The organism is Bradyrhizobium sp. USDA 327 (assembly GCF_041262065.1).
Classification (GTDB): domain Bacteria; phylum Pseudomonadota; class Alphaproteobacteria; order Rhizobiales; family Xanthobacteraceae; genus Bradyrhizobium; species Bradyrhizobium liaoningense.
Map to the genome: position 1 here is coordinate 7,206,198 of NZ_JBGCCW010000001.1, position 22,982 is coordinate 7,229,179.

The 22,982-nt window shown below is 63.9% G+C and carries 21 protein-coding genes; 9 read left to right on the plus strand and 12 right to left on the minus strand.

Going from position 1 to position 22,982, the window contains the following annotated elements; all coding sequences use genetic code 11:
• Nucleotides 1–4 precede the first annotated feature (4 nt).
• Nucleotides 5–1,012, minus strand: a complete 1,008-nt coding sequence (locus tag ABIA42_RS34055) for an aldo/keto reductase (RefSeq protein ID WP_370116939.1) — start codon at nt 1,010–1,012, stop codon at nt 5–7.
• A 116-nt stretch (nt 1,013–1,128) separates the two neighbouring features.
• On the opposite strand from ABIA42_RS34055, the gene ABIA42_RS34060 reads away from it, so the two are divergent.
• Nucleotides 1,129–2,040, plus strand: coding sequence for a LysR family transcriptional regulator (locus ABIA42_RS34060; RefSeq protein WP_370143713.1), 912 nt, complete (start codon nt 1,129–1,131; stop codon nt 2,038–2,040).
• Nucleotides 2,041–2,043: 3 nt separating this feature from the next.
• Here the strand turns inward: ABIA42_RS34060 and ABIA42_RS34065 are convergent, their stop codons facing one another.
• A complete protein-coding gene (locus tag ABIA42_RS34065; RefSeq protein WP_028176483.1) occupies nt 2,044–3,045 on the minus strand; it encodes a D-glycerate dehydrogenase in 1,002 nt (333 codons plus the stop codon).
• Between the two features lie 323 nt (nt 3,046–3,368).
• Here ABIA42_RS34065 and ABIA42_RS34070 point away from each other — a divergent pair, with 323 nt between their 5' ends.
• Nucleotides 3,369–3,899: an SH3 domain-containing protein gene (locus tag ABIA42_RS34070; RefSeq protein WP_028176484.1), complete on the plus strand. Its 531-nt coding sequence runs from the start codon at nt 3,369–3,371 to the stop codon at nt 3,897–3,899.
• Between the two features lie 91 nt (nt 3,900–3,990).
• On the opposite strand, the gene irrA is transcribed toward ABIA42_RS34070, so the two are convergent.
• A complete protein-coding gene (irrA, locus tag ABIA42_RS34075) occupies nt 3,991–4,482 on the minus strand; it encodes an iron response transcriptional regulator IrrA (protein WP_035674497.1) in 492 nt (163 codons plus the stop codon).
• 354 nt (nt 4,483–4,836) lie between these two features.
• Here irrA and fabA point away from each other — a divergent pair, with 354 nt between their 5' ends.
• The 4 genes from fabA (at nt 4,837) to ABIA42_RS34095 (ending at nt 8,771) form a co-directional block, all read left to right on the plus strand.
• Nucleotides 4,837–5,358 (plus strand): bifunctional 3-hydroxydecanoyl-ACP dehydratase/trans-2-decenoyl-ACP isomerase, encoded by a 522-nt coding sequence (gene fabA, locus ABIA42_RS34080; protein WP_319333169.1) that lies wholly within the window; start codon nt 4,837–4,839, stop codon nt 5,356–5,358.
• Between the two features lie 39 nt (nt 5,359–5,397).
• Nucleotides 5,398–6,621 (plus strand): beta-ketoacyl-ACP synthase I, encoded by a 1,224-nt coding sequence (gene fabB / locus ABIA42_RS34085; protein ID WP_271528704.1) that lies wholly within the window; start codon nt 5,398–5,400, stop codon nt 6,619–6,621.
• A 122-nt stretch (nt 6,622–6,743) separates the two neighbouring features.
• Nucleotides 6,744–7,544 (plus strand): enoyl-ACP reductase FabI, encoded by an 801-nt coding sequence (fabI, locus tag ABIA42_RS34090; RefSeq protein ID WP_271528703.1) that lies wholly within the window; start codon nt 6,744–6,746, stop codon nt 7,542–7,544.
• A gap of 213 nt (nt 7,545–7,757) precedes the next feature.
• A complete protein-coding gene (locus ABIA42_RS34095) occupies nt 7,758–8,771 on the plus strand; it encodes an IS5 family transposase (RefSeq protein ID WP_370113545.1) in 1,014 nt (337 codons plus the stop codon).
• 185 nt (nt 8,772–8,956) lie between these two features.
• On the opposite strand, the gene ABIA42_RS34100 is transcribed toward ABIA42_RS34095, so the two are convergent.
• The 5 genes from ABIA42_RS34100 to ABIA42_RS34120 form a co-directional block, all read right to left on the minus strand.
• On the minus strand, nt 8,957–9,553 hold the full coding sequence (locus ABIA42_RS34100) for a glutathione S-transferase family protein (RefSeq protein WP_370123775.1): 597 nt from the start codon (nt 9,551–9,553) through the stop codon (nt 8,957–8,959).
• A gap of 116 nt (nt 9,554–9,669) precedes the next feature.
• Nucleotides 9,670–10,338 (minus strand): hypothetical protein, encoded by a 669-nt coding sequence (locus ABIA42_RS34105; RefSeq protein WP_370116932.1) that lies wholly within the window; start codon nt 10,336–10,338, stop codon nt 9,670–9,672.
• A gap of 238 nt (nt 10,339–10,576) precedes the next feature.
• Nucleotides 10,577–11,413: a hypothetical protein gene (locus ABIA42_RS34110; RefSeq protein WP_370116929.1), complete on the minus strand. Its 837-nt coding sequence runs from the start codon at nt 11,411–11,413 to the stop codon at nt 10,577–10,579.
• Between the two features lie 101 nt (nt 11,414–11,514).
• A complete protein-coding gene (locus tag ABIA42_RS34115) occupies nt 11,515–11,967 on the minus strand; it encodes a GNAT family N-acetyltransferase (protein WP_370116926.1) in 453 nt (150 codons plus the stop codon).
• A 5-nt stretch (nt 11,968–11,972) separates the two neighbouring features.
• On the minus strand, nt 11,973–12,899 hold the full coding sequence (locus ABIA42_RS34120; RefSeq protein ID WP_370116923.1) for a LysR substrate-binding domain-containing protein: 927 nt from the start codon (nt 12,897–12,899) through the stop codon (nt 11,973–11,975).
• Nucleotides 12,900–13,013: 114 nt separating this feature from the next.
• Here ABIA42_RS34120 and katG point away from each other — a divergent pair, with 114 nt between their 5' ends.
• Entirely contained in the window at nt 13,014–15,179 is a 2,166-nt protein-coding gene (gene katG, locus ABIA42_RS34125) for a catalase/peroxidase HPI (RefSeq protein ID WP_370116920.1), read from the plus strand.
• Nucleotides 15,180–15,385: 206 nt separating this feature from the next.
• On the opposite strand, the gene fdhF is transcribed toward katG, so the two are convergent.
• From fdhF to ABIA42_RS34145, 4 genes are all read right to left on the minus strand, one after another.
• Nucleotides 15,386–18,115 carry a formate dehydrogenase subunit alpha gene (fdhF, locus tag ABIA42_RS34130; RefSeq protein ID WP_370116917.1) on the minus strand — a complete coding sequence of 910 codons (2,730 nt, stop codon included), beginning with the start codon at nt 18,113–18,115 and terminating at the stop codon, nt 15,386–15,388.
• A gap of 22 nt (nt 18,116–18,137) precedes the next feature.
• Nucleotides 18,138–18,932 (minus strand): phosphonate ABC transporter ATP-binding protein, encoded by a 795-nt coding sequence (phnC, locus tag ABIA42_RS34135; protein ID WP_370116914.1) that lies wholly within the window; start codon nt 18,930–18,932, stop codon nt 18,138–18,140.
• Nucleotides 18,933–18,944: 12 nt separating this feature from the next.
• Nucleotides 18,945–19,814 (minus strand): phosphonate ABC transporter, permease protein PhnE, encoded by an 870-nt coding sequence (phnE, locus tag ABIA42_RS34140; RefSeq protein WP_370123772.1) that lies wholly within the window; start codon nt 19,812–19,814, stop codon nt 18,945–18,947.
• 67 nt (nt 19,815–19,881) lie between these two features.
• Nucleotides 19,882–20,769 carry a phosphate/phosphite/phosphonate ABC transporter substrate-binding protein gene (locus ABIA42_RS34145; protein ID WP_319333142.1) on the minus strand — a complete coding sequence of 296 codons (888 nt, stop codon included), beginning with the start codon at nt 20,767–20,769 and terminating at the stop codon, nt 19,882–19,884.
• A 278-nt stretch (nt 20,770–21,047) separates the two neighbouring features.
• On the opposite strand from ABIA42_RS34145, the gene ABIA42_RS34150 reads away from it, so the two are divergent.
• Both ABIA42_RS34150 and ABIA42_RS34155 read left to right on the plus strand, forming a co-directional pair.
• Nucleotides 21,048–22,085: an NAD(P)-dependent oxidoreductase gene (locus tag ABIA42_RS34150; protein WP_370116911.1), complete on the plus strand. Its 1,038-nt coding sequence runs from the start codon at nt 21,048–21,050 to the stop codon at nt 22,083–22,085.
• On the plus strand, nt 22,079–22,951 hold the full coding sequence (locus tag ABIA42_RS34155) for a LysR family transcriptional regulator (protein ID WP_370116908.1): 873 nt from the start codon (nt 22,079–22,081) through the stop codon (nt 22,949–22,951). The genes ABIA42_RS34150 and ABIA42_RS34155 overlap by 7 nt, the downstream gene beginning before the upstream one ends.
• Nucleotides 22,952–22,982 lie beyond the last annotated feature (31 nt).

Consider the following 22,982-nt stretch of genomic DNA (forward strand, 5'->3'; position numbering starts at 1 on the left):
GCCGTTACCTGGTGGCCGGTTTCTCGCTATCGAGATGCGCCATCTGCTCGGCCGTGTAACGCATGCCGGCAGCGACATCCGGCGGGAAGGCTTTTGCCAGCGCTGCGAGATGAGTTTGCGTCAGCGTCACCTTGGTTGCGCCGAGCGCTTCGTCGAGACGGTTGCGGGTGCGGGCGCCGATCAGCGGCACGATCTCCCGGCCCTGCGCGGCCACCCAGGCGATCGCGACTTGCGCCGGCGTTGCACCGACGTCGTTCGCAATCGTGCGCAGCGATTCGACCAGCGCGAGATTGGCATCGAGGTTCGCGCCCTGGAAACGCGGCGTCATCAGCCGATAATCCTTGCCGGCCTTGCCCGAATCCTTCGACCAGTGACCGCTGATCAGGCCGCGCGCCAAGACGCCGTACGCGGTGATACCGATGCCGAGCTCGCGGCAGGTCTTGAGGATGTCGCGTTCGATGCCGCGCTCGATCAGCGAATATTCGATCTGGAGGTCGGCGATCGGATGCACGGCATGTGCGCGGCGGATGGTGTCGGAGCCGACCTCGGACAGGCCGATATGCCTGACGTAGCCGGCCTTCACGAGATCGGCGAGGCCGCCGACGGTGTCTTCGATGGGAACATTCGGATCGAGCCGCGCCGGACGATAGATGTCCACATAATCGGTGCCGAGCCGCTGGAGCGAATAGGCGAGGAAGTTCTTTGTTGCGGCCGGCCGGCAGTCCATGCCGATGAAGTCGCCGGCGGGACCGCGCAGCGCGCCGAACTTGACGCTGATCCGCACCTTCTCGCGTGAAACCTCCTTGAGCGCCTCGCGGATCAGCATTTCATTGTGGCCCATGGCATAGAAATCGCCGGTGTCGAGCAGCGTGATGCCCGCATCGATTGCCGCATGGATGGTGGCGATGCTTTCGCCGCGATCGGAAGGACCGTAGGCGTCGGACATGGCCATGCAGCCGAGACCGAGGCTCGAGACGGTGGGGCCGGTTGAACCGAGTTTTCGTTGTTCCATGATGGCTCTCCTCGAAGGGCGGCGGTTGAGCGCCGCGTGACGAGGACGGATATGCGCCCGACTGATTGAGCCGATAAGCTGGACAATCCGGAATGGCTTGTTCACAATCGCGAACAATGGCCGAGCCTGATCTGCGCGACCTCGATGTCTTCGTGGCAGTCGCCCGCACCCGCAATTTCCGGCGTGCGGCGGTAGAAATTCGCGTGTCGGTATCGAGTCTTAGCCAGCGTCTGCGCGACTTCGAGGAGCGCCTAGGCGTCCGCCTGATGAATCGCACCACCCGCAGCGTCGCTCTGACCGAGGCGGGAGAATTGCTGTTGTCGCGGGTGGCGCCGGCGCTGCGCGAGGTCGGCGATGCGCTGGACCAAGTACGAGGCCTGCGCGCGGTCGCCTCGGGCCGGCTGCGCATCAACGCACCGCCGCCGGCGGTCGATCTGGTGCTGGCGCCGATGGTCGGCCCGTTTCTCGCCGCGCATCCCAAGGTCGATCTCGACATCGTCTCCGAAAGCGGTTTCGTCGACATCGTCAGCGCCGGCTTTGATGCCGGAGTGCGCTATGGCGAGCACCTCGCGCAGGACATGGTCGCGATCCCCCTGAGCGGCCCGCAGCGCTACGTCGTCGTCGCATCGCCCGACTACGTCGCGCGCCGCGGCCGGCCGGAGCATCCGAAGGATCTGCTCGAGCATGATTGCATTCGCGCCCGCTATTCGAGCGGCGTCATGCATGATTGGGAGTTCGAGAAGAACGGTCAGATCATGAAGGTCGATCCGCCGGCCAAGCTGATCTCGACCAATATGAGCCTTGCCATGCGCGCTGCGCTCGACGGCGTCGGCGTGTGGGCAACGCTCGATGGCTACGTGCATGACGCCGTGAAGTCCGGCGCGCTGGTCAGCCTGATGGAGGATTGGTGCGAGCCGTTTCCCGGACCGTTCCTATACTATCCGAGCCGACGCCAGACGCCGCCTGCGCTTCGTGCGTTCATCGATTTCGTTGCGGACTGGCGCAAGCGGGAAGGGCGCGGGACGTAAGCCTCAGAGCATGCTCGGCAGCACGCGATCCGGCGGCTTGTGGGCGTCGAGGAAGGTGCGGATGTTGATGATCACCTTCTCGCCCATCTCGACGCGGCCTTCGATCGTGGCCGAGCCCATATGCGGCAACAGCGTCACCTTGCCGGCCCTGGCGAGCCGCACCAGCTTCGGGTTGACCGCGGGCTCATGCTCGTAGACGTCGAGGCCGGCGCCGGCAATCTCGCCGCCTTCGATCAACTTGATCAGCGTGTCCTCGTCGGTCACCTCGCCGCGCGCGGTGTTGACGATGTAGGCGTCCTTGCGGATCAGCTTCAGCCGCCGTGCCGAGAGCAGATGATAGGTCGCCGGCGTGTGCGGACAATTCACCGAGATGATGTCCATCCGCGCCAGCATCTGGTCGAGGCTTTCCCAATAAGTCGCGCCGAGCTCTTCGGCGATGACAGGAGCGACGGGACGGCGGTTGTGATAGTGGATCTGAAGGCCGAACGCGCGCGCGCGGCGCGCCACCGCCTGGCCGATGCGGCCCATGCCGATGATGCCGAGACGCTTGCCGCCGATGCGGTGGCCGAGCATCCACATCGGCGACCAGCCCGCCCAGGGCTTTCCTTCGGTCAGGATCGAGGCGCCTTCGATCATCCGCCGCGGCACGGCCAGGATCAGCGCCATGGTCATATCCGCGGTGTCTTCGGTCAGAACCTTCGGCGTATTGGTGACGGTGATGCCGCGGGCATGGGCGGCCGCAACGTCGATATTGTCGACGCCGTTGCCGAAATTGGCGATCAGGCGGAGCTTGCAGTCGGGCTGGTTCACGACATCGGCGCTGATGTGGTCGGTCACGGTCGGAACCAGCACGTCGGCGGTGCGCGCGGCTTCCGCGATCTGGTCGGCCGACATCGGCGTGTCCTCGAGATTGATCCGCGCGTCGAACAGCTCGCGCATTCGCGTCTCGATCGAATCCGGCAGCTTGCGCGTCACCACGACGAGGGGCTTTTTCTTCACCGACATGTCCTGCTCTCATGAGGCGTCGCGGTCCGCCTCTGTCGCCAAAGGCCGGCCGTTGAGGCCTCATTAACCCGGTTGTTCGACACTGCCCTTGCCGTGTCCGTCCCCGGCGCTTCCTCCAAGCTCTCCCGACATTTCCGGCCGGAAAATCGGGGCAAACTGGTTGTTCAAGTGCCCGTCCTCTCTAGCAGAAGGCCGGGCCAAGACAAGAACCACGGGCCAAGGCTTGGAACCCGCGTGGGGCGGGAAAAGGGGCAGACGCGGCAGGGTTTTGGAATTTGGGGTGAGGATCCGATTTGGCCGGGTCTTCGACAGGAGACGGGTTGATGGCGTTGGGGCGTTTTTGTTCGGTGATGGCGCTCGTTTGCACCTGGTTGAGCGCCTCGGTCGGCCCCTCGCATTCGGCGAAGGACAATACCCCGCAGACCGCCAGCGGCTTGCCGGTGCCGCGCTATGTCAGCCTCAAATCGGACCACGTCAACGTCCGCGCCGGCCCGACCAAGGACAATGACGTCGCCTGGGTCTACACCCGCGCCGGCCTGCCGGTCGAAATCACCGCCGAGTTCGAGAACTGGCGCCGGGTGCGCGATTCCGAAGGCGCCGAGGGCTGGGTCTATCACTCGCTGCTGTCGGGCCGCCGCACCGCGGTCGTCACCATGAAGCACAAGGACGACCTCGCCCCGATCTACGACCGGCCCGATCCCGACAGCGCGGTTGCAGCAAAGCTCCAGGCCGGCGTCGTCACGCAGGTGAAGAAGTGTGCCGCAAACTGGTGCCGCGTCATCGGCAACGGCTTTGACGGCTGGATCCAGCAGGAGCGCCTCTGGGGCGTCTATTCGGACGAGCAGGTGAATTGACGCCGCAGGCGTCGGCCCGAAATGGCGCCGCAAACCAAAATGGCCGGGACAAGCCCCGCCATGACGACGAATTCAGCAGTTCAGGACGAACTCAGCGCTTCTTGCGCAGGCGCACGACCATGTCGATGCGGGAGATCTCGTAGCCCTCGGGCACCTCCGGCATCTTCGACAGCGCCAGATGCGGGTCCTCGATGTCGACCAGCTCGTGGCTGTTCTCGAGGTAGTAGTGATGGTGGGTCGTGACGTTCGTGTCGAAATAGGTCTTGGTGCCGTCGACGCTGACCTGGCGGAGCAGGCCGGCATCGGTAAGCTGATTCAACGTGTTGTAGACGGTCGCCAGCGATACCGGAACCTTGGCCAGCGTCGCTTCCTCGTAGAGCATTTCAGCCGTGAGATGACGAGCACCCTTGCCGAACAGCAGCCAGCCGAGCGCCATGCGTTGGCGCGTCGGACGGAGCCCCGCGGACTGGAGCATTTCGTTGACGTCGTGCCACGGGCAGCCGGTCAAGGCCGGCTGGCGGCCGGACAGGAGGGCCGCAGCATGGGCGTCGTCGTCGTAGTGGGACGCGGTATTCTCGGTCATTTCCAGATTTCGGGCACGCGTGAACAATATCTCTTTGTTACTATAAGAAGAGAAAGATGCAGATGCAAGTTTCTCGCAACTAGAGAGGTTCTAATCAGGCTTGGAACCGCGTGGTGAGCGCGTCATTTTACCTTCATGGATGCGCTTTGCCACCCGAAATGGCCTGTGTTAGAGAGCGCGCGGTTCCGCTTAGCCGATTTTGGTGCAGCCGAGCATGAAAGGCTTGGTTCGCAGTCCATCCGGGGCTTGCGCGAGTCGCGGCCGACGGTGGCAATTGGCGTTGCTGTCCGATCGAGACGGGGCCCATTTTCGCCAAAGAACGCCGCTCAATCGGGATTGAACAGAGGCTCGTGAATGCTGAACAGGCGCAACGGTTATGACTACGAAGATCTGCTGGCCTGTGCCCGCGGCGAGATGTTCGGTCCGGGCAATGCCCAGCTGCCGCTGCCGCCGATGCTGATGTTCGACCGCATCACGGAAATCACCGACAATGGCGGTGAGTTCGGCAAGGGCCTGGTGCGCGCCGAGCTCGACGTGAAACCTGACCTCTGGTTCTTCGGCTGCCATTTCAAGAACGACCCGGTGATGCCCGGCTGCCTCGGCCTGGATGCGCTGTGGCAAATGGTCGGCTTTTACCTCGGCTGGGTCGGCGGCGAAGGCCGCGGCCGGGCGCTCGGCCTGAGCGAGCTGAAGTTCGGCGGCCAGGTGCTGACCGACGCCCGCAAGGTTGTGTACAACGTCGATATCAAACGCGTGATGCGGGCAAAGCTGGTGCTCGGTATCGCCGACGGGTGGCTTTCGGTCGATGACCAGATTATTTATCGCGCCAAGGATCTGAAGGTTGGCCTGTTCAAGCAGGGCGCGAGCCTGGGCTGAGCGCATCACCAAGAAGACAACGATTGAGGCGAGGCTGTCATGAGGCGGGTTGTGGTCACCGGAATGGGCATCGTCTCGTCCATCGGAAACAACACCCAGGAAGTGCTTGCGAGCCTTCACGAGGCGAAGTCGGGCATTTCGCGGGCTGAGAAATATGCCGAGCTCGGCTTCCGTTCGCAGGTGCAAGGTGAGCCCACGCTCGATCCTTCGACGGTGGTCGACCGCCGCGCGATGCGTTTCCTCGGCCAGGGTGCGGCGTGGAATCACGTCGCGATGGAGCAGGCGATCCAGGACTCCGGCCTGTCGCCCGACGAAGTCTCCAACATCCGCACCGGCATCATCATGGGCTCCGGCGGTCCCTCGGCCCGCACCATCGTCGAAGCCGCCGACATCACCCGCACCAAGGGACCCAAGCGCGTCGGCCCGTTTGCGGTGCCGAAGGCGATGTCTTCCACGGCCTCCGCGACGCTTGCAACCTGGTTCAAGATCAAGGGCGTGAACTATTCGATTTCCTCGGCCTGCGCGACGTCGAACCATTGCGTCGGCAATGCCTATGAGACGATCCAGATCGGCAAGCAGGACATCATCTTCGCCGGCGGCTGCGAGGAGCTGGACTGGTCGCTGTCGGTGCTGTTCGACGCTATGGGCGCGATGTCCTCGAAGTACAACGACACGCCGGCCACGGCCTCGCGTCCCTACGACCTCAACCGCGATGGTTTCGTCATCGCCGGCGGCGCCGGCGTGCTGGTGCTGGAAGAGCTCGAGCATGCCAAGGCGCGCGGTGCGCGCATCTATGGCGAGATCGTCGGCTATGGCGCGACCTCGGACGGCCATGACATGGTGGCGCCTTCGGGCGAAGGCGCCGAGCGCTGCATGCGCATGGCGATGTCGACGGTGAAGACCAAGGTCGACTACATCAATCCGCACGCGACCTCGACACCTGCCGGCGATCCGCCGGAGATCGAGGCGATCCGAAAAGTGTTCGGCGTCGGTGAGCAGTGCCCGCCGATCTCGGCGACCAAGGCGCTGACCGGCCACTCGCTGGGCGCCACCGGCGTGCAGGAAGCGATCTATTCGCTGCTGATGATGAACAACGGCTTCATCTGCGAGAGCGCGCACATCCAGGAACTCGATCCCGTGTTCGCCGACATGCCGATCGTGCGCAAGCGCATCGACAACGTCAAGATCGGCACCGTGCTGTCGAATTCCTTCGGCTTCGGCGGCACCAACGCCACGCTGGTGTTCAGCCGGCTGGATGCGTGACATCATTGTTGGTGCATTGTTGATTTCTTCGTCATGGCCGGGCTCGTCCCGGCCATCCACGTGTTGGCCTCAAGCATCGAAGCGATGAGCCCGGTCACGGCGAAGCGGAAGGTGATGGTGAGATGGAAGGTTTGATGAAAGGCAAGCGCGGTCTGATCATGGGCATCGCCAATGATCACTCGATCGCCTGGGGCATGGCGCGGACGCTGCATGCCCATGGCGCAGAGCTTGCCTTCACCTTCCAGGGCGAGGCTCTCGGCAAGCGCGTGAAGCCGCTGGCGGAGCAGCTTGGCGTGGATCTGGTTCTGCCTTGCGACGTCGAGGACATCGCCAGTGTCGATGCCACCTTCGCTGCGCTCCGCGAGAAATGGGGCCGGCTCGACTTCGTGATCCACGCCATCGGCTTTGCCGACAAGAACGAGCTCAAGGGCCGCTACGCCGACACCAGCCGCGAGAATTTTTCGCGCACCATGGTGATCTCCTGCTTCTCGTTCACGGAGGTCGCAAAACGCGCCGCCGAACTGATGACGGAAGGCGGCAGCATGATCACGCTGACCTTCGGCGCGTCGGAGCGTGCGATGCCGAATTACAACGTGATGGGCGTGGCGAAGGCGGCGCTGGAGGCCTCCGTGCGCTATCTCGCCGCCGATTTCGGACCGCGCGGCATCCGCGTCAACGCGATCTCCGCGGGCCCCATCCGCACGCTCGCCGGCTCCGGCATCGGCGAGGCGCGGGCGATGTTCGCCTTCATGCAGAAGCACGCGCCGCTCCGTCGCGGCGTCACGCTCGACGACCTCGGCGGCTCGGCGCTTTATCTGCTGTCGGATCTCTCCGGCGGCGTGACCGGCGAGATCCACTACGTGGATTCCGGCTACAACGTCATCCTGATGCCGCGGCCGGACGATCTGAAGACGCCGGACTAAAGCGGAATGGCTTTAGGTTGAGTCGATTGCCGCGGCTCCTTCACCTCTCCCGCAAGCGGGAGAGGTCGGCGCGAAGCGCCGGGTGAGGGCTTTCTCCTCTTGGGGATTGTCCCATTGCGGAAATACCCTCTCCCCGACCCTCTCCCGCGAGCGAGAGCTTTGCATAAAGCACGAATCTGCAATTCTCTCGGCTTGATTGGTAGGGGGCTGGGGATGGCATATCGGCAGGTTGGACAACCGAGCTTCGCGGACGCGCTGGTGTCGCGGCGAGGGAAAGGCAATCGGGTGCTGAGGCGGGTTGGCGAACTGGTCGATTGGGCGGCAGTGGCGCGCGTGCTGGGCGGTCTGCCGGAACCGGAGCGGGGCGCGCCGGCCTATCCGCGGCTGGTGATGTTCAAGGCGCTGCTGCTGCAGCAATGGTACGGGCTGTCCGATCCTGAGCTTGAAGAGGCGCTGGATGATCGCGCCTCGTTCCGCGATTTCTGCGGCTTTGTGCTGGGCGACGAGACCCCCGACCACGCAACGATCTGGCGCTTCCGCGACGCTTTGCAGCGGGCCGGCCTGGACGAGACGCTGTTCGGTGAGATCCTGCGCCAGATCGAGGCGCATGGGCTGGTGCTGCGGCGGGGCACACTGATCGATGCGAGCCTGATCCCGGCGGCGGTGAAGCCGCCAAAGCCGCCAGAGGACCCGCAGCCGCCCGGCCCGGACGGCCGGGCGCCGAGCAAACTGGTCAACAGCAAGCGCGATCCGGATGCGCGCTGGACCAAGAAGGGCGGCAAACGATACTTCGGCTACAAGGCGCATGTCGGCATCGACAAGGGCTCGGCCATCATCCGCCGCAACAAGCTGACCGATGCTGCGGTCAACGACACGGTGCCCGCCGACGAGTTGATCTGTGGTGATGAGAAGGCGGTCTACGCCGACCAGGCCTATGACAAGCACGAGCGCCGCAGCGGCCTCCGTGCGCGAGGCATCAAGCCGCGGCTGATGTTTCGGCCCAACAAGCATCATCCGCTGACCGAGCGGCAGAAGCGCTTCAACGACGCTGTGGGAAAGCGCCGCGCACCGGTCGAGCAGGTCTTCGCGCGCCTCAAGGGCAGCTACCGCTGGGCGCGCGCCCGCTATCTCGGCTTGGCGCGCAACCAGACGCGTCTGCGCCTGATCTGCCTCGCCATGAATCTCAAACGATGGGCAGTGCTGTCTCCTGCGGGAGCTGCGGCATGACCGCCGCCGCCCAACGCCATCGGTTGGCCGCGAAAACCCAACCATTCAACGCCCGCGCGCCGTCCGACCCCGCGCAAAAAAAGCCCGACATCGGGAACCAGTCCCTTACATCCAATTATGCAAAGCTCTCGCGAGCGGGAGAGCACCTCCATCGTTGCAGCGATCCAGCCTCATCTCATCACGCTCTAACCCGCCGCGATCTTCTCCGCACGCTGGAACGCCGGCCGCGCCATGCAGCGCGCCAGATAGGCGTCGAAGGCCGGGCGCGACGGCACCATCTTGAACAGCCGTACCGCGAAATTCAGGCCCGAGCCGACCGTGATGTCGGCGGCGGAAAATTCTTCGCCGAGAATCCACGGTCCTTTCTCAAGCGCGGCTTCCAGCACGTCGAACACCTGCGTCGCGCTGCCCCACGCCGCGGTCGAGGTCGGGATCTCGATCTTGGTGAAGATCTGGATGATGGCGGGCTCGATGCAGCCCGGCGAGAAGAACAGCCATTGCAGGTAGCGCGCGCGGCGCGGGTCGGTCACGCCAGGCGCCAGTTTCGTCTCGGGATAGCGGTCGGCGATGTAGGCGCAGATGGCCGCGGCTTCCCCGAGCGCCGCGTCGCCGTCGGTCAGCGCCGGCACCTTGCCCATCGGATTGATCTTTAGAAAGTCCGGCGTCTTCTGCGCGCCGCTCGAAATATCGGTCAGCACGCGCTCGTAGGGCAGGCCGCTCTCTTCCATCACCCAAAGCGTGGTGAACGAGCGCGAGCGGGGAGACCAGTAGAGCTTGATCATGGCGAGGAACCTTCCATCGGCGAGAAGCGAACGGCGCGCCATTCATGACGCGTTTGTCGCGCATTCGCAACGCACTACGTCTGGGCAAGGAGTCAGCTGCGCGAACGACATGTGGGTCAGCGCTCTTTGGTGTCGCTTTGTCGCGTTGTTGGTCGGACTCCGAGCATGAACGGAAGCGTCTTGTCCAGGCTTTCCGCCAGCATGGCGCGTACGTCATCACGCAGTGCGGAATTGCCGGCGGCGTCCTCGGGACGCGCCGGAAACGATGCTTCGGGCAATTCGCGGTATGGACCGCTAATTTGTGCGCCCAAAAGCCTCTGCACCATCAGAGGCTGCAGGTTGATCAGTGCAGAGCTCTGCCGGATGACGGAGAAGTCGCGCCCGTCAAACACACGGATAAAGGCCAGTGCGTAGAGATAGATGCGGTGTCCGACCAACACATCTTGGTTGATAATGCCGAAGCCGCGAACCGTGTAATTAGACGAGCCGATGGGGCTGATCGAATTTCCGATCTGGATGTAGTGTCGACAACTCGTTCCTTTCACGACCTCTCGCATGTAGTCGGCTAACTCCGCCTTGAGGTCGCGGAACAACCTGTCCATCAACGTGTCCTTGGACGAATCGTGGGAAGGAATTTTCGCCGGGAAGTAGGGAATTCTCAAAACGGACACGCCGGCAGGGATCGCGGCGCGAATGCGCGCAAACATCAGATCGCCGAGTCTCCAGCCCGGGATCGGAACTGCGGTCGTCTTGTTCTGGAATATCGTCAAGCCAGTCGATTTCACGGTGAACTCGTCGCCGTAGCGATGACGACGCCGATGTCGCACGAGCCGCCCCCAGTAGAAGCGGGCCTCGCCGTCACATCGCGCCGCGCGGTTACCTTGCCGTTGGCCGTGCTCGTCTTTGGCGCTGTCTGGGCCCCAGCTCCCGCCGTTGAGAGCAGATGAGCCGCGACGATCATTGCGACGGCCTGAGCCGCCTTGACCGTCGCTTTCTTGCGAGCTTGGCTTTCCTTCATCATCGTCACTGCGCGAAATATGGCGGCAAGATCTTGTCCAGCCGTTTGGTCAGAAATTCGCGCGTGGTGTCGCGCAGGGCGGTGTTGTTGGCGGAGTCCGTGGCCGTCTCCGGAAACATCGACTTGTCCACTTTCTGCAAGAACTCGTTCGAGACGAAGTTGTCCGCCATATGCTTCATGACACCTTCAAACGTTACGGCCGGGCCTTTCATGATTTCGAAGGTGCGGCCGTCGACCCATGTCACGCCGATATAGGCGAAGACATACGCATAGGAGATGAGGCCGACACCCCGGCTGAAGATTCCGACGCCGCTGAGCGACTGATTAGTCCCGTCGAGCTGTCCTTCGCTGCGCATGATGACGAGATAACGCTCGCAACCGGCATTCCCCGCGACCTGCCGGATCAGGTTCGACAGCTCTTCGCGCCGATTGCGGAGCAGGCCGGATTTGGGATGATAGTAGGAATCGAGCGCACCCTTGGCGTAAGTGATCCGTCGCACCGGCGTGCTGCCTGCTGCTGCCCGCGCCCGCGCAAAGACGAGATCGTCGAGGCCCCAGGATACCGGGACTTCTGCATAGTCGTTCCCGAACACGGTCAGGCCGATCTTCTGGACGACGAAAATGTCCCCGGTCCCCGCAATCACGCCGACACCACACGGACCGGTCGTCGCCGGCTCCGCAGGCTTGGCTGTCGCCTTCGGCTTCGCCGCCGCTTTCTTGGTCGTCGGCTTTACCTGTGGTGCGGTCTGAGCAGAAGGCGCAGTGGTTGCAGGCGGCGTCTGCGCCACCGCTGGAGCCAGAATGGACAGCAGGACAAGCGCCGTGGCAGCAAATCGAAACATGGATTCCAGGGGATCAGAAGGCGGAGGACATCGGATGCCGTCACACTAGGTCGGTACGGTGACAACCGCAAGCTGCAGCGTGGAAACAGCGTCTATCCGGGCTACTGCCTCTTCCACCGGTAATATTTCATCATGAACCCGTTCGACGGCTCGATCTCTTCCTTCTCGAACACAAAGCCCTCGCGCTCGTACCAGCGCCAGGTCTTTTCGTTCTCGCGCACACAGCGCAGATACATCTCGTCGGGCATTTGCGTGCGCGTGAAGGCGAGCAATTGCCGCCCGAGCGAACGCCCCTGATAGGCGGGCGCGACGAACAGCATGTCGAGATAGAGCTTTGGCACATGCAGCGCCAGCATCGCAGCGACCGTGCCGTTGTCATCGGCGACGAACAGGCTCCAGCCGTTCGCGATCTCGCGCCTGATGCGCGCGCGCAGGTTGGCCAGGAGGAAGTCGCTGGTCTCGGCAAGCCCGGTCGAGGCCCAGCTCTCCATCCAGACGCGGCCGACCTCATCATACTCGTCGGCCCGGGCAGGGCGGATGACGGGATGCGGCATCGGAGCTAGGCCCGCTGGCTGCGCACGCTCTGACGCGCGCGCACCTTGCCGGCCGACAGGCAGACCACCTCGGAGATTTGCAGCAGCTGCCGTGCCAGCGGGCTGGTCTTGCGCCACACCATGCCGATGGTGCGCGACGGCTCGGGGTCGCGGAAGCGCGCCAGCGAGACCGAGGCCGATCGCGTCTCCACCGGCACCGCCATCTCCGGGATCAGCGTCACGCCGATGCCGGCGCTGACCATCTGGACCAGCGTCGAGAGCGAGTTGGCGTCCAGCATCTCGCGCGGCGGCGCCGACTGCATGTTGCAGAAGGAGAGCGCCTGGTCGCGGAAGCAGTGCCCCTCCTCGAGCAGCAGAAGCCGCATCTCGCGCATCATCTCGCGCGACGGCACCGGTGTGCCCTCGTCGGAGCCCGGCCGGACCAGCAAGAACTTCTCCTCGAACAGAGCAACCTCAGTGAGCGAGGGCTCCGACACCGGCAGCGCCACGATGGCGGTGTCGAGGCGGCCTTCCACCAGTTCCTGGATCAGCCGGGGAGTCATGGTCTCGCGCACGCGGATATCGAGCTCCGGATGCATGCGCGTGAGATTCTTGGTGATCTTGGGCAGCAGGTAAGGCGCGATCGTCGGGATCATGCCGATGCGCAGGCGGCCGGCGAAGCGGTCCTGCGAGGCCCGGGCGAAATCACCGAGTTCGTCGACCGAGCGCAGGATGTCACGGACGCGCTGGGCGAGTTCCTCGCCGAACCGGGTCAGCGCGACCTGCCGCGCGCTGCGCTCCAGCAACAGCCCGCCGAGCGTCTCCTCCAGCTCCTTGATTTGCATCGACAGGGCCGGTTGCGAGATGGAACAGGATTCGGCCGCGCGGCCGAAATGGCCATGACGCGCCAGCGCATCGAAATACCGGAGCTGGCGCATCGTCAGATTTATCATAAGAAAATCCTATCGCAGCGATCACTAAAGTCAACTTCCCCTGATGGGACGTGGCGCTTAGAGTGGTTCTACCTGGTCAAGGGCGCGAGTTCGACGCCGCCAGAGGAGGTATTCATGGACGACACTTCGAAGTGCCCGTTTTCGGGCGGAAAACCCACGCGTACAAACCGCGACTGGTGGCCAACGCAGCTCAACGTCGAGGTCCTGCACAAGAACTCGGACAAGTCCGATCCGATGGACAAGGACTTCGATTACGCCAAGGAGTTCAAGTCGCTCGACCTGAATGCGGTCATCAAGGACCTGACCGCTCTGATGACGGACTCGCAGGAATGGTGGCCCGCCGACTTCGGACACTATGGCGGTCTCATGATCCGCATGGCCTGGCACAGCGCGGGCACCTACCGCATCACCGACGGCCGCGGTGGCGCCGGCGCTGGTCAGCAGCGCTTCGCGCCGCTCAACAGCTGGCCCGACAACGCCAATCTCGACAAGGCGCGCCGTCTGCTCTGGCCGATCAAGCAGAAATACGGCCGCAAGATTTCCTGGGCCGATCTGATGGTGCTCGCCGGCAACGTCGCGCTGGAATCGATGGGCTTCAAGACCTTCGGCTTCGCCGGCGGTCGCGTCGACGTCTGGGAGCCGGAAGAGCTCTATTGGGGTCCGGAAGGCACCTGGCTCGGCGATGAGCGCTACAGCGGTGAGCGTCAGCTCGCCGAGCCGCTCGGCGCGGTGCAGATGGGCCTCATCTACGTCAATCCGGAGGGGCCGAACGGCAAGCCGGATCCGGTCGCTGCGGCCAAGGACATCCGCGAGACGTTCGCCCGCATGGCGATGAACGACGAAGAGACCGTGGCGCTGATCGCCGGCGGCCACAGCTTCGGCAAGACCCACGGCGCCGGCGATGCATCGCTGGTCGGCCCGGAGCCGGAAGCGGGCGCGCTGGAAGATCAGGGGCTCGGCTGGAAGAGCAAGTATGGGTCGGGCCTGGGTGCCGATTCCATCACCAGCGGCCTCGAGGTGACGTGGACGAAGACGCCGACCAAGTGGAGCAACAACTTCTTCGAGAACCTGTTCAATTTCGAATGGGAACTGACGAAGAGCCCGGCTGGTGCGCAGCAGTGGACGGCCAAGAACGCCGAGGCGATCATCCCCGATGCTTTCGACAAGTCGAAGAAGCATCGGCCGACGATGCTGACGACAGACCTCTCGCTGCGCTTCGATCCCGCGTATGAGAAGATCTCGCGTCGCTTCCTGGAGAATCCGGATCAGTTCGCTGACGCCTTCGCCCGCGCCTGGTTCAAGCTCACCCATCGCGATATGGGCCCGATCCAGCGCTATCTCGGCCCGCTGGTGCCGAAGGAGACGCTGATCTGGCAGGATCCCATTCCAGCCGTCAATCACGAGCTGGTCAGCGATCAGGACATCGCCGCCCTGAAGTCCAAGATCCTGGGCTCCGGCCTCTCGGTGTCCGAGCTGGTCTCGACCGCCTGGGCGTCGGCCTCGACGTTCCGCGGCTCCGACAAGCGCGGCGGCGCCAACGGCGCGCGCATCCGCCTTGCCCCGCAGAAGGACTGGGAGGTGAACGAGCCGGCTCAGCTCGCCAAGGTGCTCGGCAAGCTCGAAGCGATCCAGAAGGACTTCAACGCCTCGTCCGGCGCGAAGAAGGTCTCGCTTGCGGACCTGATCGTGCTCGGCGGCACTGCCGCGGTCGAGAAGGCCGCCAAGGATGCCGGCGTCGACGTCAAGGTCGCCTTCACGCCGGGCCGCATGGATGCGTCGCAGGAGCAGACGGATGCTGCGTCCTTCGCGCCGCTGGAGCCGCGGGCCGACGGTTTCCGCAACTACATCGGCAAGCGGCATCAGTTCATGCATCCTGAAGAGGCGCTGGTCGATCGCGCGCAGCTGCTGAGGCTGACCGGTCCGGAGATGACGGTGCTGGTCGGCGGCCTGCGGGTGCTCGGTGCAAATGCGAACGGTTCGAAGCACGGCATCTTCACTTCGAAGGTGGGTGCGCTGAGCAACGACTACTTCGTCAACCTGCTCGACATGAGCACGCAGTGGACGCCGTCGGCCGACGGCTCCTATGAGGGGCGCGACCGCAAGACCAACGCGGTGAAGTGGACCGGCACGCGTGTCGATCTCATCTTCGGCGCACACTCGCAGCTCCGCGCCTTCGCCGAGGTCTATGCCACCTCGGACTCCAAGGAGAAGTTCGTCAAGGACTTCGCCAAGGCATGGACCAAGGTGATGAACCTCGACCGATACGACATCGTGGCGTGAGGTCAGGTTCACCTCTCCCATAGGGAGAGGTCGGCGCGCAACGCCGGGTGGGGGGGGGTCTACTCTCTCGTGGGAGCAAACCCCTCACCCGATTTGCTTCGCAGCTCGACCTCTTCCCTCTGGGGAGAGTGAAAAGCAGCGCGCTGAAGGAACGAGGCGACAAAAGGATTTGCGCGTACTTCTGCAACGATCAGATACAGGCCCTGTTAGACTTCTGGCTCGGTGATGATCCGCGCCGCGCAATACTTGTACTCCGGGACCCGCGTGGTCGCGTCGAGTGCTGAATTCGTCAAGTCGTTGGCCGCGGCCTCGAAATAGGCGAATGGCATCCAGATCACGCCCGCCTGCAAACCAGTATCGAGGCGCGGCGCGACACTGACGCCGCCCCGTCGGGTTACGACGCGGACACGTGCGGCATGTTCGAGCCGAAGAGAATCGAACACGTCAGGCGCGACGTTGACGACCGGCTCCGGCGCGAGGGCTTCCAGCACCGGCGCGCGACGCGTCATCGAGCCCGTATGCCAGTGTTCGAGGAGCCGGCCGGTTACCAGGACCAGAGGATAGTCCGCATCGGGCTCTTCAGCAGGGCCTCGCCCATGGAGCGCGGCGAGACGGCCGCGCCCACTTGGCGTCGGAAAGCGTTCGGCGAACAGGCTTGGAGCGTGCCCAAGCGGCAGCGCGATTGCCTTCTCACTTTCCAGCATGGACCAGCTGGTGCCCGCCAGCATCGGCACCACGGCCGCCATTTCGTCGAACAGCTCGGAGAGACCATCGTGGCGCCATGGCGCGCCGAGGCGCTTCGCCAGCGTGGAGGTGATCCACCAATCCGGACGTGCATCTCCGGGCGCTGGAACCGCGGGGGCAAGCAGTTGTACGACCCTGTCGGTGTTGGTGACCGAGCCGCTCCGCTCGGCGAGCGCCGTGGCCGGCAAGATCACGTCTGCGAACGCCGCCGTCTCGGTTGGGAAAATGTCCTGGACGACGAGATGGTCGAGCCGCGCCAGCGCCTCTCGCGTCCGTGTCAGATCGGGATTGGCCATGGCCGGATTGCCTCCGGCCACATAGAGCCCGCGGATCCTGCCGGCATGCGCCGCCTCCAGAATCTCGACCTGCGTGAGTCCCGGCGAGGCCGGCAGATCGGCGCCCCACAATGTCGACAGCCTCATCCGGGCCTGTGGATCGCCGACCGATGCATAGCCGGGAAATGACGACGGAATCAGGCCTGCGTCGCAAGACCCCTGAACGTTGTTCTGGCCCCGCAGCGGGTGCAAGCCGGAGCCGGGCTTGCCGACATGGCCGCAGATCAGCGCCAGCGCGATAACGCAGCGGATGTTGTCCGCACCGTGCACATGCTGCGACGCGCCCATGCCCCAGAAGCACATCGCGCGGTCGGCCGTCGCAAACAGACGTGCCGCCGCGGCGATCCGGTGGGCATCGACGCCGGTGAGCCGCTCGGCGAGGCTCGGTGTCATCCCGCGCACGCGCGCAGCCAGGTCGTCGAAGCCATCGATTCGGTCGCGGACGAAATCGCGGTCGTAGAGCCCTTCTGCAATCACCACGTGGAGCATTGCAGATAGGAGCGCGACGTCCGAGCCCGGTCGGAGGGCGAGGAAATGAGTGGCGTGGCGCGCGAACGGCTGGTGATACGGATCGACGAGGATCAACTTGGTGCCGCGATGCACGGCATTCTTCATGATGGTCGCCGCGACCGGATGGTTGACCTCCGGATTTGACCCGACCATCAGCGCGACATCGGCGTGTTCGATCTCATCGATCGGCACCGTCACCGCCGAATAGCCGATCGCCTCGCCGAGCGGCGGCACGGACGCGCACAGGCGCGTGCAATGATCGATATGCGGCGTGCCGAGCACCGAGCGCGCCATCTTTTGTAGAATATAGGCGTCCTCGTTGGAGGTCTTGGCAGAGCCAAGCACGGCGAGTGCATCGGCGCCGTACCGTTCGGCGACGGCTCTGAGCCCCGCTGCGGCGCGATCGAGCGCCTCGTCCCATGAAGCAGGGCGGAAGAATTCGCTCACCGCGGCGGGGCCAGGCACCGGCATCGCTCGCTTGGGTGCGTCGTCACGCCGGATCAGCGGCACTTTGAGACGATCGGGATGGTGCAGGAAGTCGAACCCGAAGCGACCCTTGACGCATAGCCGCCCATGGTTGGCCGGACCATCGGCGCCAACCGCCTGCACGACGCGGCCACATGAGACCGTCAACTCCACGCGACAGCCGACGCTGCAGAAGGGACAGATCGTGTCCGCCGTTGTCGCCGGCACCGATCTCGCGACGGCCGGCTCGGACGAGACCGTCGCCAGCGCACCGGTCGGACAGACCTGGGCGCACTCTCCGCAAGCCACGCAGGAACTGGCGCCCAGAGGCACGTCGGCATCGAAAACGATACGGGCGTCGTTACCCCGGCCGCTCATCCCGATGACGCCGTTCATCTGAACATCCTGACATGCTGTGCGGCACAGGCCGCAGCGGATGCATGCGTCGAAGTCGACGACGATCGCCGGATGCGGTGGCACTGCCGGCTCGATCGCCGGCCGATGGCCAAAGCGCGTCGCGCCGACACCAATCTGGGCGAGCGCCTCGGCGAGACGAGAGCCGGGCCGCAACGCACCCGCCCCCTGTTCAGACAGTGTCAGCTCCGCGACCACCCTGCGCGCCTGCAGTATGCGTTCGCTCGACGTACGCACGACGAGACCCTCGGCGACCTCGCGGCGGCAGGCGGGCGCGAGCTTGTTCTCGCCTTCGATTTCGACCAGGCAGAAGCGACAGGACGCCTCGGCCTCATAGCCTTCGTGGTCACACGCACAGACGGCCGGAATGATGATGCCGCAGCACCGCGCCGCCTCAAGCAAGCTCGTTCCAACGGAGACGTCGACCACGTGATCGTCGATGCGCAGCATCACGGTTGGCTCGGTCATGCCCAGGTATCCGCAGTCGGAATCAAAATGCGTAGAGCCGATCACGGACGTCACGTCCGAATTCGGAAGGCGGGCCATCGAAGAAAACCCGCCCCGCCTTGAGGGCAATGATGCGGTTGGCGTAGCGCACTGCCAGGTCGACCTGGTGAAGGCTGCACAGCACCGTGATTCCATGCTCCATGGCACTGTGCTGCATGATCTGCAGCACGTTCTCGGCCGATTCCGGATCGAGACTGGAGATCGGCTCATCGGCGAGGATGACGTCGCCTTGCTGGGCAAGCGCGCGCGCGAACGCCACCCGTTGCTGCTGGCCTCCCGACAGACGTTCGGCACGCTGGTAGGCCTGGTCGAGCAGCCCGACACTGTCGAGACAGGCGAGCGCAAGCTGGCGATCCTCAGCGCTGAAGTGGCGGAGCAGAGCCCGCCACAAAGGTGTGGAAGCGAGCCGTGCGGCCAGCACATTGTCGATCGCCTTCAGCCGCTTCACCAGGTTGAATTGCTGAAACACGAAGCCGATCTGGCGGCGGAACTGAATAAGCTGCCGGCGCGTCAACGTCGTGACGTCGACACCGTCGATGAGAACGTGCCCCGAATCGGGTTCGATCAGTCGCGTCAGGCAGCGGAACAGGGTCGACTTGCCGCAACCGCTCGGACCAAGCAGCACCACGAATTCTCCCTCGCCGACGTCGAAGCTCACCTGATCCAAGATCTGGCGCTCGCCGAAACGCTTACATACGCTGTCGACGCGGATCGCCGGACGTACCGGTGCGGTCGCGACCGGTCTCGCCGAAGCGTCGATCTTCACCAGGGTATTCATGATGCAGCCTCCTCAGGCCTGTTCGATGCGACGGGCGACCGGCAGCGGCCGGGCGCGGGCACTCTCGGGACTGAGCACCATGCGGCGCAGCCAGCCACTCAGGGTGTCGATGGCAACGACCATGATCAGGATCACACCGAGCACCGTGAGCAACTTCGGGAAATCGAGGAGATCGATCGAGTCCTTCAGGGTCTGGCCGATACCGCCGGCGCCGACGATGCCGAGCACCGTCGAGGCGCGGACGTTGAATTCCCAGATATAGAGGATCACCGCGACGATGTTCGGGAACACGTCGGGAAGGAGCGCATATCGGAACGTCTTGACCGGTCCAGCGCCCGTGAGCTTGATGGCCTCGATCGGTCCGGGATCAGCGGGCTCGATGACTTCGGTCAGCAGCTTGCCTAGCGCGCCCGTCATGTTGAAGGCGATGGCGAGGACGCCGGTGAACGGGCCGAAACCGACGGCAGCGACAAAGATCAAGGCGAATACCAGGATTTCGGTACCACGGAGCAGCGAAAACACGGCGCGGACCGCGCGGTAGACGACAGGATGCGGCGTCGTGTTGCGGGCTGCGAGCGGCGCGAGCGCGCCGGCCACAACCAGGGCCAGGACCGTTCCGACGGTCGCCATCGCAAGCGTCTGGAATGCATCACGCAGAATGCGGTCGATCTCGCTGAAATCGGGGGGAAACATCTGGCCGAACCAGCCGGCAACCTTCGGCAGGCCGGTGATCAGCCTCGTGACATCGATGTCGACCGACATGAACGTCGCCGCCAGAAAGACCAGGAGCAACGTGAAACCCGCGGCGCGCGCCAAGCGCGATACGTCAAACGGCGACGGGTGCGGCTCGATATAGCGCCGGCCCGCCGTGTAGGAGGTCATCCTCACGGCTTTACTCCGATTGTTGTGGACGAAGGCGGGGCACGCGAAGGCGTGCCCCGCGCATGGATCAGACCTTGAGCTTGCCGGTGATCTGGCCAGCATCCTCAATGATCTTGTAGTCGGCATGGGTTGCGGCAACGAAGCCGTTGTATCCACTGCCCATCAACGATTGCGCCTTGTCCTCGCTTAGCCCGACCATGATGTCGCGAATGCGGGCCTTGAGGGCCGGATCGAAGCCCTTCGGCACGCAGATGGCGTCGTTCGGCAGAGGATCCGACGTCCAATAAACCTGCACCTTGTTCGGATCCATCTCGCCGGCCTCGATCATGCCGTAGCGGCCGCGGTCCATGTTGGAGCCGAGATCGACCAGACCTTGCTGGATCATCATCACGTTGTTGCCGAACGTCGCGCCTTCGCGCAGTTGGAAGAAGCTGCGTGGGTCCACGCCCTCTTTCAAGAGATGCGCATACGGGATGAGCCAACCCGACGTGTTGCCCTGGTCGCTCAACGAGAGCTTCAGGCCCTTGGCATCCTGCGGGAAGCGTTTGATCGGCAGGCCGGGACGACCTTCGACGATCGCGTGATAGATCGGCTTACCGCGGTACTTGGCGGTTGCGACGACTTCGACGCCGGCGCGGTGATGAGCGAGAACGTAGCCCCAGGGGCCCAGCCAGCCGAGATCGATATGGCCGTTCGACATCGCGACGGAGATTGCCGCCCAGCTCTCGGGTGAAACCAGTGAATAGGTGGCGCCGATCTCGTTCGCCACATGGGCGAAGACGGGCTCAAACTCCTTGACCGTGATGGCGGGTGTCGGCCGCAATGGCGCGATGGCGCAGCGCAGATGAATCTTGCCACCGCGCCTCTCTTGGGCTCGTCCCGGCTGTGAAAGCCCGAAAGCGGCTGCGCCGACGCCTGCGGCAGCGAGCCCTCCGAAATAACGTCGCGTGATCATCGAACAGGTCCTCTTGTTGGGCAGCCCCTCTCATCCGCGAGTGGCGCAGGGAATTAATTAGCAAAGTCGATGACATCAGAATGACATTTGAAATAACAATATTAGGCCTTGACGGCGGAGGCTGGCAGATAGTACCGAGTTTCCGCAATTTCTGGTAAGGATCGGCGGCAACGTGCAACATGCGATGTGCAACAACGCGCGAAATATGATCTATCCATTGTGCATTAGATAATTTTTTATAATGTATCCTTGGTCTCAAACCGTGAGCAAGATTCGCCATGCACACGCCTCCTCCGATCCGCACCGTCCTGATCACCGGAATGGTTCACGACGACACCCGCAATCTGCTGGCGTCGAGATTCGATCTGATCTGTAACGACCGGCCTGAGCCATGGACGCGTCAGGAGATCAGCGCCCGGCTGCGATCGGCGGACGCCATGCTGGCCTTCATGACCGACACGATCGATGCCGAATTGCTCGATGCCGCGCCGAATCTGAGGATCGTGGCCGGCGCACTGAAGGGATTCGATAATTTCGATGTCGAGGCCTGCACGCGCTGCGGCGTCTGGCTGGCGATCGTCCCCAATCACCTGACCGCGCCGAGCGCGGAGCTTGCCGTCGGCCTCGCCATCGGTCTCGTTCGCAAAGTCGCCGCGGGTGACCGGCTGATCCGAACCGGACATTTCTCCGGCTGGCGGCCGATCTTGTACGGCGGCACGCTCACCGGCGCGACGATCGGAATCGCAGGCATGGGCTTGGTCGGCCGCGCAATAGCGCAGCGCTTGTCAGGTTTTGATGCAACGATTCTCTACACTGACGCGACGCCTCTGACGGTGACGGAGGAACGAAGGCTAGGCTGCACTTTTGCTCCGCTCGACGCCATGGTCAGTCGCTCCGACATCGTGATGCTTGCATTGCCTCTAACGCCGGCCACGCATCATCTGATCGACACGTCCCGTCTCGCCACCTTCAAACGCGGCGCTTGTCTGGTGAATATTGCGCGCGGGTCTCTCGTCTGCGAGCGGGACGTCGCAGAGGCGCTGAAGGCAGGCACGCTCGGAGGCTACGCGGCGGACGCATTCGAGCTTGAGGACTGGGCAATCCCGGACCGGCCGCGCGAGATCGATCCCGCGCTGCTAAGCCTGAGGGACCTCACCTTGTTCACGCCGCATCTTGGTTCGGCGGTAGCCGATGTCCGTCGCGCCATCGAGTTGGAGGCCGCGCTCAACATCATTGAGCTCGCCGACGGCAGAACGCCGCGCGGCGCCATCAATCGTCCGGCGACGCGAGAGTTTGCGATGGCGGAGCCATGCTAAACCTTTCCCAGGTCCAATCATTCCTTGCGGTCGTCGACGAGGGTAGCTTCCAGACCGCGGCAGAACGGCTCGACTATTCGCAGCCGACGATCTCGTTGCAGGTCCGCAAGCTTGAAGAATTCCTTGGCGTGCAGCTGATCGCACGCAACAAATCGCGCTCGATCCTGACCCGCGACGGCGAGATGTTCCTGCCGCATGCGCGGGCACTCGTCGCTTCGGCAGGCCGCGCACGCGATCGCCTGCGGCAACGGCGGTTCACCGTGGCCGCGAGCAGCAACATCGGCGTGTATCTGGCCCCGCGCCTGCTGACCGGATTCAACACTGTATACGCCGACGACGCCAAGATTGCATTGAAGATCGGCACCAACCGAGAGACCATCGATTCGCTGCTGAGCGGCGAGGCAGACGTGGCGTTGACTGAATGGTCGGAGCCGCACGGCAACGTGCGTTGGCATGCCTGGCGGCGCGAGAAGCTCGTCGTTATCGTCAGTCCCGATCATCCGCTCGCGAGCGAACGTCGGGTGCCACGGCAGAGACTGCTGGACTTTCCAATGTTGGGCGGAGAGACCGGTACCGGCACAGGTCGGATCATTCGCGACTTCCTCGGAAAGGACGCGGACCGGCTGATGAAGGGGATGCAGCTCGGTAGCACCGCTGCCGTCAAGGAGGCCGTGAAGGCCAACCTCGGCATTTCGATCGTCCTCGCCTATTCCGTCTCCGAGGATGTCGCGTTCGGCTCGCTCGTCAGCATCGAGCTCGAAGATGCCGAATTCTACAAGAGTCTGCAGGTAGGACTACAGGCGGAGGTTCCCGGGACGTCGCTCGCGCATGCCTTCGTGGCCTTCCTGTCGAGCCAGACGACATGATCATTGCGTGCTCCATCCGGCGCCCTCGGCC

What these genes read in the sequence shown, in the direction of transcription:
- ABIA42_RS34055 (WP_370116939.1), bottom strand. Translation starts at nt 1,012, where the DNA reads ATGGAACAACGAAAACTCGGTTCAACCGGCCCCACCGTCTCGAGCCTC.
- ABIA42_RS34060 (WP_370143713.1), top strand. Translation starts at nt 1,129, where the DNA reads ATGGCCGAGCCTGATCTGCGCGACCTCGATGTCTTCGTGGCAGTCGCC.
- ABIA42_RS34065 (WP_028176483.1), bottom strand. Translation starts at nt 3,045, where the DNA reads ATGTCGGTGAAGAAAAAGCCCCTCGTCGTGGTGACGCGCAAGCTGCCG.
- ABIA42_RS34070 (WP_028176484.1), top strand. Translation starts at nt 3,369, where the DNA reads ATGGCGTTGGGGCGTTTTTGTTCGGTGATGGCGCTCGTTTGCACCTGG.
- irrA (WP_035674497.1), bottom strand. Translation starts at nt 4,482, where the DNA reads ATGACCGAGAATACCGCGTCCCACTACGACGACGACGCCCATGCTGCG.
- fabA (WP_319333169.1), top strand. Translation starts at nt 4,837, where the DNA reads ATGCTGAACAGGCGCAACGGTTATGACTACGAAGATCTGCTGGCCTGT.
- fabB (WP_271528704.1), top strand. Translation starts at nt 5,398, where the DNA reads ATGAGGCGGGTTGTGGTCACCGGAATGGGCATCGTCTCGTCCATCGGA.
- fabI (WP_271528703.1), top strand. Translation starts at nt 6,744, where the DNA reads ATGGAAGGTTTGATGAAAGGCAAGCGCGGTCTGATCATGGGCATCGCC.
- ABIA42_RS34095 (WP_370113545.1), top strand. Translation starts at nt 7,758, where the DNA reads ATGGCATATCGGCAGGTTGGACAACCGAGCTTCGCGGACGCGCTGGTG.
- ABIA42_RS34100 (WP_370123775.1), bottom strand. Translation starts at nt 9,553, where the DNA reads ATGATCAAGCTCTACTGGTCTCCCCGCTCGCGCTCGTTCACCACGCTT.
- ABIA42_RS34110 (WP_370116929.1), bottom strand. Translation starts at nt 11,413, where the DNA reads ATGTTTCGATTTGCTGCCACGGCGCTTGTCCTGCTGTCCATTCTGGCT.
- ABIA42_RS34115 (WP_370116926.1), bottom strand. Translation starts at nt 11,967, where the DNA reads ATGCCGCATCCCGTCATCCGCCCTGCCCGGGCCGACGAGTATGATGAG.
- ABIA42_RS34120 (WP_370116923.1), bottom strand. Translation starts at nt 12,899, where the DNA reads ATGATAAATCTGACGATGCGCCAGCTCCGGTATTTCGATGCGCTGGCG.
- katG (WP_370116920.1), top strand. Translation starts at nt 13,014, where the DNA reads ATGGACGACACTTCGAAGTGCCCGTTTTCGGGCGGAAAACCCACGCGT.
- fdhF (WP_370116917.1), bottom strand. Translation starts at nt 18,115, where the DNA reads ATGACCGAGCCAACCGTGATGCTGCGCATCGACGATCACGTGGTCGAC.
- phnC (WP_370116914.1), bottom strand. Translation starts at nt 18,932, where the DNA reads ATGAATACCCTGGTGAAGATCGACGCTTCGGCGAGACCGGTCGCGACC.
- phnE (WP_370123772.1), bottom strand. Translation starts at nt 19,814, where the DNA reads ATGACCTCCTACACGGCGGGCCGGCGCTATATCGAGCCGCACCCGTCG.
- ABIA42_RS34145 (WP_319333142.1), bottom strand. Translation starts at nt 20,769, where the DNA reads ATGATCACGCGACGTTATTTCGGAGGGCTCGCTGCCGCAGGCGTCGGC.
- ABIA42_RS34150 (WP_370116911.1), top strand. Translation starts at nt 21,048, where the DNA reads ATGCACACGCCTCCTCCGATCCGCACCGTCCTGATCACCGGAATGGTT.
- ABIA42_RS34155 (WP_370116908.1), top strand. Translation starts at nt 22,079, where the DNA reads ATGCTAAACCTTTCCCAGGTCCAATCATTCCTTGCGGTCGTCGACGAG.